Source organism: Caballeronia arvi, assembly GCF_001544695.2.
GTDB classification, from domain to species: domain Bacteria; phylum Pseudomonadota; class Gammaproteobacteria; order Burkholderiales; family Burkholderiaceae; genus Caballeronia; species Caballeronia arvi.
This window is the reverse complement of sequence record NZ_FCOM02000126.1, coordinates 1-8,365: the sequence shown is the minus strand read 5'-3', so window position 1 is coordinate 8,365 and position 8,365 is coordinate 1. Positions and strand designations below refer to the sequence as shown.

General features: G+C 59.9%; 8 protein-coding genes and 3 pseudogenes. 4 read left to right on the top strand and 7 right to left on the bottom strand.

Annotation, left to right across the window (positions count from 1 at the left end):
• The first annotated feature begins 648 nt into the window (after positions 1-648).
• The gene (locus tag AWB74_RS42865; protein ID WP_143749490.1) at positions 649-843 is read left to right on the top strand and encodes a hypothetical protein; all 195 of its coding nucleotides are present in this window, start codon (positions 649-651) and stop codon (positions 841-843) included.
• A 122-nt stretch (positions 844-965) separates the two neighbouring features.
• Here AWB74_RS42865 and AWB74_RS48520 read toward each other — a convergent pair whose 3' ends face one another.
• Positions 966-1,172: a helix-turn-helix domain-containing protein gene (locus tag AWB74_RS48520; RefSeq protein ID WP_327363264.1), complete on the bottom strand. Its 207-nt coding sequence runs from the start codon at positions 1,170-1,172 to the stop codon at positions 966-968.
• On the opposite strand from AWB74_RS48520, the pseudogene AWB74_RS47985 reads away from it, so the two are divergent.
• A pseudogene (locus AWB74_RS47985) lies at positions 1,104-1,262 on the top strand (AAA family ATPase); the annotation flags it as partial. The gene AWB74_RS48520 and the pseudogene AWB74_RS47985 sit on opposite strands and share 69 nt — an antisense overlap.
• Positions 1,263-1,438: 176 nt before the next feature.
• Here AWB74_RS47985 and AWB74_RS42855 read toward each other — a convergent pair.
• The 4 genes and pseudogenes from AWB74_RS42855 to AWB74_RS42845 form a co-directional block, all read right to left on the bottom strand.
• Positions 1,439-3,135 (bottom strand): annotated as a pseudogene (locus AWB74_RS42855) (methyl-accepting chemotaxis protein).
• Between the two features lie 538 nt (positions 3,136-3,673).
• Positions 3,674-3,859: a hypothetical protein gene (locus tag AWB74_RS42850; protein WP_061152564.1), complete on the bottom strand. Its 186-nt coding sequence runs from the start codon at positions 3,857-3,859 to the stop codon at positions 3,674-3,676.
• Positions 3,860-4,529: 670 nt separating this feature from the next.
• The gene (locus AWB74_RS46710) at positions 4,530-4,688 is read right to left on the bottom strand and encodes a hypothetical protein (protein ID WP_160110396.1); all 159 of its coding nucleotides are present in this window, start codon (positions 4,686-4,688) and stop codon (positions 4,530-4,532) included.
• Between the two features lie 69 nt (positions 4,689-4,757).
• Positions 4,758-5,390, bottom strand: coding sequence for a TetR/AcrR family transcriptional regulator (locus tag AWB74_RS42845; RefSeq protein WP_061152563.1), 633 nt, complete (start codon positions 5,388-5,390; stop codon positions 4,758-4,760).
• A 285-nt stretch (positions 5,391-5,675) separates the two neighbouring features.
• Here AWB74_RS42845 and AWB74_RS42840 point away from each other — a divergent pair, with 285 nt between their 5' ends.
• Complete coding sequence (locus AWB74_RS42840) at positions 5,676-6,623, top strand: NAD(P)/FAD-dependent oxidoreductase (protein WP_061152562.1); 948 nt, start codon at positions 5,676-5,678, stop codon at positions 6,621-6,623.
• A gap of 5 nt (positions 6,624-6,628) precedes the next feature.
• On the opposite strand, the pseudogene AWB74_RS48945 reads toward AWB74_RS42840, so the two are convergent.
• Positions 6,629-6,793: pseudogene (locus AWB74_RS48945) on the bottom strand (hypothetical protein); the annotation flags it as partial.
• A gap of 69 nt (positions 6,794-6,862) precedes the next feature.
• Positions 6,863-7,885, bottom strand: coding sequence for an IS30 family transposase (locus AWB74_RS42830; protein ID WP_061152561.1), 1,023 nt, complete (start codon positions 7,883-7,885; stop codon positions 6,863-6,865).
• 82 nt (positions 7,886-7,967) lie between these two features.
• Here AWB74_RS42830 and AWB74_RS42825 point away from each other — a divergent pair.
• The coding region (locus tag AWB74_RS42825; RefSeq protein WP_143749489.1) for a class I SAM-dependent methyltransferase at positions 7,968-8,365 on the top strand (398 nt) is incomplete at its 3' end.

The window sequence follows — 8,365 nt, the reverse complement described above, 5'->3', positions numbered from 1 at the left end:
GGGCTAAACGCCCTCCGCGTCAACGCGCGCCCGCACGAGAAAACCGACCACTGTCAGATTTAGTCTAGTCCACTACATGTTACGGCGCCGATCGGCTCGTCCATTGGAAGAGTTCCAGATTTTGGCCTGAAGGGCGACGCGCCAATTCGAGCTCGAACGCATCTCTCCACGATGCTGCTGTTCTTCATAGAGGCCCCTGCAAATCGGGAACATACATCGCGTCGCATTGTTCGCCGTCCAGCGCTGATTGCCGTTGCGCGAAACCCTGACTTGGTCCTGGCTCACAATAGCTTGGTTTGCCAAGTGAAGTCTCGGACATGTAGTTGAGTATGGGAGACGCCTGCGCCGTAGCAAGAGCGCACGCTCTGCCGCCCATCGCGTCATATTGTGCAGTGAAGACGCCGCCTGCCCTCTTCGAGAGACTGCGCGGCTTAAATGAGAGCTAGCACAGCGGTGTAGCCCACACCCGTTTGTAGGCGCGAGCTCCAAATCGGCTCAGTAGTCTTTGCGGTCTACGCGCGTTTCCCGAAACCCGCATGTCGGCATGCGCTCGTCATGCGCTCGTCATGCGCTCTCGCGGTCGACAAATCCTCCCAGCATCTGGTTCTTCGTGCTACCTTTCCACCACGCGGCTCTCCTGGAGGGATGATGAAACTGGACGAAGACGAACCTGTGATGCTACAAATCTATCGCCTTCCGAGCGCGTTGTGGGGCGGGCGGCTCTCTGTTGGGGAGGAGGTCATTGGCGAGCTAGGTGCTTTTCAATCCACAAAGGAAGTAGAACAGGCCGCCGCCGATACTGGTCTCTACCCGGACCGCATCGAGATAGAGAAGAGCGCGTGAGAACGCCCAAGAGCGCGGAAGTGTCGCTATGCGCTCATACGTCCGAGCCATGAAGCCATCTTCGCACCAATGGCATTTCGCTTCCGGCGCAAAGACCGTCCGCTCTTAGAATCGCAATCACGTTAGCCCGAGCCCCGAGCGCGAATTCGCATAATGGTCTGGCGCGATGTGTTCGTGGCTCTGGCCACCTCAGGGACTGTTGTGCCCGAGGCCAGCGCATCCAGCACGCGACGTCTGCTCTGCGCGTCGAGGCTACTGGGACGGCCGGTCCTCGTGTCCTTTTGCTTGCCGCGCTCGACAGCGATTCGGCGCCACGTCGGCGTCGGCACCAGTACGCGACGCCGGACATCCTGGTGATCGAAGAGGTCGGCTACCTCTCGTACTCGAACCGCCATGCCGACTTGCTGTTCGGACTCGTGCTTCACAATGTAGCCGTTAGCACGGGCGCGTCGACCCGCCCATATTGGGCATATTCCAGTTCAGCATTTTTCGGATCAGATTCGGATGGTGGCCATGTCATCGACCACCAACAAACGCGTATTGGCATTCACCATCTGTGAAATCTTCCTTCTTCCATCGAGGTTCCCGGGAACGCTTAGAACGTCGACCAGTCGCCGTCTGCCGTGTCAACAACTGCTGCCTTTCGCGGGGCGGCTGACGATTTCAAGGCACGCGTCGATGTGCGCCTCTTGTTGCCAATCGTGGGCTTTGCGGTCTGCGGAGCACGGATGGTCGCCTCGATTGCAAACGTTCGCCCAGTGCGGAACACGTCGACGGCTGCCGTCAACTGCTTCGCCTGGTCTTCCATCGAACCGGCCGCGGCCGCCGCTTCCTCAACGAGCGCCGCATTCTGCTGCGTTACCTCGTCCATCTGAGAGATGGCCTGATTCACCTGCTCGATGCCACGGCTCTGCTCGTTCGAAGCCGAAGCGATCTCGCCCATGATGTCGGTCACGCGCTGGATGGCGGTGCCAACGCGCTGCATGGTTTCCCCTGCCCGTGCGACGAGTTCCGTGCCGGCTTGCACGCGGTTGCAGGACGTTTCAATTATAAGCCTTTGATCTCTTTCGCAGCGGCCGATGAGCGCTGTGCGAGACTTCGAACCTCGCTTGCCACTACCGCAAAGCCACGGCCTTGCTCGCCTGCGCGCGCCGCTTCAACTGCGGCGTTCAGCGCCAAGATGTTGGTTTGGAAGGCGATGCCTTCGATCATACCGATGATCTCAGCGATCTTCGCGGAACTCTCCTCGATGCCCGCCATCGTGTCGACGACCTGACCGACCATGGCGCTGCCCTCGTTGGCGACGACGTTGGCGTTGTCAGCCAGCCCGCTCGCCTGCTTGGCGTTCTCAGAATTCTGCTTGACCGTGGAGGTTAGCTCTTCCATGCTCGCGGCCGTTTCTTGAAGCGAAGCCGCTTGCTCCTCTGTACGCGATGACAGGTCCGTGTTGCCAGCAGCGATCTGCTTACTGGCGCTGGCAATCGCTTCACTACTCAGCCGTACAGTGCTGACAGTGGCGGCCAATTTGTCTTTCATAGCGGCAACGCCGGCAAGCAATTGGCCCATCTCGTTGTGCGTCTTAATCAACACCTCGCGGGTGAGGTCGCCGTCGGATATGTGCTCGAAGTGCTTGAGCGCCTCGGCAAGTGGCGTCATGATGGCACGGCGCAGGAAGAACCAACCGAGCGCCGCGGTAGCAACACCCACGAGCAGTGCTAACACCCCAACGGTGCGCAGCGTTGACACGCGGGCGTCGCTCTCAGCCGTCTGACGCTTCGCATCGGCAATTTGAAAATCCTGCAGCTTCTCGAAGGCCTCGATACACCGTGTGTATGAAATCGGCATATCCTGGAAAGCAATGCGGGCGATCGCCTCTTTGTCGCCCGCTATTATCGCAGCGCCGAATCTGTTGATTGCCTGCCGCATAACGGCGCGAGACTCGGCAACGCTCTTTGCCAATGGCTCCTCGTCGGCTCCTCGCGGCAGAGAGTCATACTTGCTGTACCACGCGTCTGATTGGCCCATGAATCCTTCGGCGCGCGCGACCAGTCCGCCAGCGTCTTTGTCCTCCGGATTTATCGCATAGCGGTCGAGCGCAAGTCGCGCGCGAGCGATGTAGTTGTTCGATATGCCGAGGGCGTTGACTGCCGGCAGCGAATTGTCAGAGATGTCTTTGGCTGATGAGTAGGTAGCACTGATGCCGTACAATCCGAAGCCGACTGAGAGCGCCAGCAGAAAACCGAGGAAAGCCATGGTGAGCGCAAGCCGCGCCCGGATCGTCAGGTTCTTCATTGTTCTTGCTCTAGCGCTCAACATTAAAAGGCAGTGCGATCGCGCGGTCGCGTGTGCCCTTCCGCTTCTGGGATAGAAGCGATCAGTGTCTATCGGCAGCAAACCCCGCCCGCTCCAGTCAAAATTATCGACAGCGGCACTGACGATCGATGTCGGTAACGGAGACCGCCGAATCGCGGCGACAAAGTTGAATTTCCGTGACCAGTGCATGAGCGCGGGGGCTAACGCTTCAAGCAGGTTCTTCAGGCAAGGACCGCCCTAAAGATTGACGTAGTGAGACCTCCGTCGTCATGGTGTTTCGCGCCCGCGGTCCGCGTGGGAGCCATTGTTTGCGACAAGAAAATGAGCACGCTTGGGAGAACCCAAGCCCAATACCTCGTTGATCGTGAAGAGAAGCGCTCGAAACGCCCTCAGGAAGAATGCTCACGCTCACGATAACCCGTAAGTTGAGGCGGAACGGTCGGTATCGGCACCCCAGTCAAAGGCACCGGAAGCGAATTCAGTGAAGCCCCTCGTTGGCGGGGCCTTGAGCTATCTGTTAGTACGTCACGGAAGCCCCACTACCAGTGAAACTGTGCTGGGTCGGAGCGTCACTTGCATAGTCGCCAACGGCCTGGATGATGTTCACGATCTGCTGCGGCAACCTGCCGCCGCTGACGGCGGTCATTGCAGTACGATCCATCTCGACGGCCATGGGAAGGTCTTTGATAACCAGCGTGTTCATTTTGATTCTCCAAGGATAAGTTCAACAGTCAGTAATATCGGATTGTGTTGAGGGCGTCGCCACTCCTCGATAAGAACCAAGGCAAAGTGCGTGCCAAACGGCTGCGGCGATCAAACAACCAGTTGAAAACATTGGATTTAACGGCGCTCAGTGCGAGTTGCGTAGACAGACCTTCGCACCGCGGCTGGTGGATCGGATCCAACTCTTGTCTGGCGCTGTGGGTCAGGTGGCGACACAATCGATCCGTCAACGTGATCCCGTGTTTGTACTATGTCCTCAAGGCTCCGATCGACGCCCGACGACGATGTGGGGCCGTGACGCATAGACTCGCTTTCCTGCTGGATTGCTATGGCCGCTGTTGCGTGGTCGATGAAGGAAACGCCGTCGCGGTTTTGAGTGGACCAGGACGACCCGTTGCAGCCGGTCGAGCAGTCTCTGTCCTAAGGGTAGATATCGGAGTGGAACGGTCATTCCGTGCCGTCGCCTGGAGGACAAGTCATCGGCCTCTGCGGACGCTTAGACCCGTGAGTTGGTGAAGCGGCTTACGCCGTGCAAGGATGACGTCTTGCTCGACCCTCGATGCTATCGAACGTAAGTTTGATTTCTCTATAACCAATCAGCTTGTCGTTCACCAGATCGAAAGGAAGCGCCCGCAAGGTTAGGGATGTGTTCAGAACTCGTTTTGCCGCACTGAGCCATCCACATAGGGCGGACGGTGGAAGCGCTGCGGCACCTGGCTCGAATGCAGCGCGACGTTCGGCATAAGGAAGGCGCCGGTTGCCTGCCCGCGCGGGCAGCCTTTGCGCTCATGCAGCGGTTCGCGCGTCATCCACAGTTGCTCAGAGCGAACAGCGTGTGCAACTCTGCGGGTTCTTCATCAAGCCGCGATAGCGCACCTTTAGATGCCACCGTGCGCGGCGATAAACATGGCAACGGCCGACCGGCAGTAGGATTCGATTTCGTTGCTGTCCTCTGCTCTCGCCTCATCGAAGCGTGTGATAAGCAGCAGATCGGATCCTTTGAAAAGCGCGGCAAACAAGCGGGCGGACCGGAGAGGATCAGGCACCTTCAGAACCGCCTTCGCGTGCAACTGACGCAACAGGGCCTCGATTTGGGCGATGACATAGGCGGGCCCGGCTTCGTAATGGAGCTTGCTTAACGACTTTTGATTCGTCTTGTCGGCCAAAACCATGGCTTCTACACTGCGGACGTCGGGGCTCAACAGCGTGCGAAGCAGGGATGATCCCACCGCCATGAGCTGATCTTCGGCCGAACCGTCAACGCCTTCAAAAAGGGCCTGTGGTGCAAACTGATGGCAGTGGGCCGCCATGGCCGCGCTGAACAGCGCCTCCTTGTTCTCGAAGTGCCGATAGATGCTGAGCTTGGATATCTTCGCCCGCTGGGCGACTTTGTCCATGGTCGTCGCTTGAAACCCCAATTCCACAAAGAGTTCGCAGGCGGCGTCGACTATCGTTTGGCGAAGCGCCTCGTTGGCGGGCCGGCCGCGCCGGCCCTGGCTGTTTTCGGTCACGACAATTCCAGTACTTGACAGTATTCAAATTCTTGCACTACGATACCACGCAGTATCTTAAATGTGCAAGCCAAGGGTAGGTTTCAACCGGTTTTGCAAATCAGGTTTCCCCGGGCCGCCCGGCGATATCGAATGCGGCATTGTCCGGCCGATCAATACAGTGATCGGCGACTTTCTCGCCGATGCCGAAACCCTGCTCGCTGCCCGTCTCGAGCGCGTATCGCTGGACGATATTGCACACCACGCCCAGCCCGCCCCTCCAATCACAACACGGAGCCCATCACCATGGATGACGTCATCATCATCGGCGGCAGCTTTGCCGGCCTCGCCGCCGCCCTGCAGCTCGGCCGTGCCCGCCGCAAGGTCACGGTTCTCGATACCGGCCGGCCGCGCAACCGCTTTGCAGGCCACTCGCATGGCTTGCTCGGCCACGATCACAAGCCGCCGCTGGACATCCTGGTCGAGGCGCGGCAGCAGTTGACGCGCTATCCAACGATCAGGCTCGTCAATGCCCGGGCCGAGAGCGTGTCTGGCGCCATCGACGATTTCTGCGTCGTCACTGACGATAACGAGAGACTGAGGGCGCATCGCCTGATCCTGAGCTATGGCGTCGCCGACCAGATGCCGGATGTTCCGGGCTTTGCCGAAAGCTGGGGCACGTCCATCGTGCCCTGCCCCTATTGCGACGGCTTTGAAGTCGCCGGCCAGCATTGGGGCCTCGTCTGGTCCGGCCCGCAGTCGCACCAGTCTGTCAAGCTGTTCCGCGATTGGACGGACAAGCTGACTGTCTTCGCCGATGGCCATGACATTGCGCCCGATATCCTGGCCGATCTGGCGCGCCGCAACATACCTGTCGTCGATGGCCGGATCGTCGAGATCGCCCATCACAACGGCCATATCGCCACCGTCAATCTCGATACCCGCCGCAATATTGCGGTCGATGTCCTGTTCGCCCATCCGCGCAACAAGCCGTCCGCAAGCCTGCATGAATCGCTCAGCCTCGCCACGGTCGATACGCCCGCAGGCATCACCCTCAAGGTCGACGAGCGCCGCCAAACCAGCATGCCCGGCATTTACGCCGCCGGCGACCTCACGACGCCCTTCCTACCCTCGGTCACCCAGGCATCATCGCAGGGTGCGATGGCGGGTATCTTCGCCCAGCAGTCGATGCTGGTTTGGGAGCACAGATTCACTTCTCCCGTTGCGTCGTCGCCTTCGAAAAGGTTGGCGTAGATCGGCGCGGTGAAGGACGGATCGTCGAGTTTGAAGGAATGGCAGGAGCGGTTGTCCTTCGAGGTCCGGCGCCGCGGCACCGGTTTCGAGGCTTGAGACGAGCACACGCAGGTATTGCGCCTTATCGCAGGTGGAGGCGGGTTTGTTCGAGACGATACGCACCTTGGCATCGGTTCCGCTCCCCCTTGCCTCGAACAAAGGGGAGCTAGGCGGTTTCAAACCGAAGTGCAACGGGGGGGTTAATGTTTAGCGCTTTGAGATTGGCTCGCTGAGGCAAGTGTCGCAGTGAAGACCTCGAATGGCGAATGGAACGCGTGGGTTGCGCGCGGCCGGCTGTTCAGGCTGTCGGCGATGGCATCGAGCTCGTCCTGAGTGTAGACCGAGAGGTCAGTGCCCTTAGGCAAATATTGACGGAGCAATCCGTTGGTGTTTTCGCAGGTCCCACGCTGCCAGGGGCTATGTGGGTCGCAGAAGTACACGCGCACGCCAGTGGCTGCAGAGAGTTCTTGATGCCGCGACATTTCTTTTCCCTGGTCGTAGGTAAAGGTTTGTCGCAGCGGTGCTGCAATCGAGTTGAGTTTGGCAGAGAAGCCCGCCAGCGCTGAAGCGGCGGTAGCGTCTTCCATCTTGGCGAGCAGCACCAGACGGCTGGTCCGTTCGACCAAGACGCCGACAGACGATTGATTTCCGGCGCCCTTGATAAAGTCGCCTTCCCAATGACCAGGCAGCAGGCGGTCCTCGATTTCGGGCGGGCGCACGTGGATACTGACCATGTCGGGAATCTGCCCGCGTCGGTCTGTACCGCGCGTGCGGGACATACGGGTGCTGTGGCCGTGGCGCAGGCAGGCAATCAACTGGCGGCGCAATTCGCCGCGCGGCTGAGCGTAGATGGCCGTGTAGATGGTTTCGTGCGAAACGTGCTGGGTCGGGTCGGTCGGATACATGCGCTTCAGTGTGCCCGATATCTGCTGGGGTGACCATTTCCATTCGAGCAGGGTGAGCACGACCCGCCAGCAAACGCTTTGTAGGCAAAGCTTCGCGGGGCGCCGGCCCGCGCTACGGCGGGCGGCGCTGAGCGCTTCAGCCGGCACTGATGCGTAGCCAGCAGGAGAACTGTTCCGCGTCAGTTCACGGCTCACGGTGGACGGCGAGCGCCCGAGCATTCGGGCCATGGCCCGAATGCTCACATCCTGCAGTCGCAGGCTTGCAATGGCGAGGCGTTCTTCAGGTTGAAGCTGCTGATACGAAGTTTTGTTGGGCATTGCAACACCTTATACGAGACAGGTGTTGCACCTCGCTTTTGAGGCCGCCCTAGTTAAAAACGAATCAGAACAAGGAGATGAGATGGCAGAGCCAAATGCCTATCAGGTGGCCGACTGGAATGGTCAAAGCGGGGAGCGCTGGGTCGCCAACCAGGCCCGGCTCGACGCTATGGTGTTGGTGTTCGGCCAGGCCGCGATAGAAGCCGCCGCGCCCATGACGGGCGAGCGCGTGCTGGACGTCGGCTGCGGCGCAGGCGCATCGAGTCTGGCTCTGGCCGCCTGCGTCGGCGCGGGGGGCCAGGTGCTCGGCGTGGACATATCCGAACCGCTGATCAGCCGGGCGCGCGCGCTTGCGACACCGGATACGCCGGTCCTGTTCCAGGTGGCCGACGCCAGCAGCGCAGAGCTGCCCGAGGGCGCGTTCGACATCCTGTTCTCGCGTTTCGGTGTGATGTTCTTCGACGATCCGACCGCGGCGTT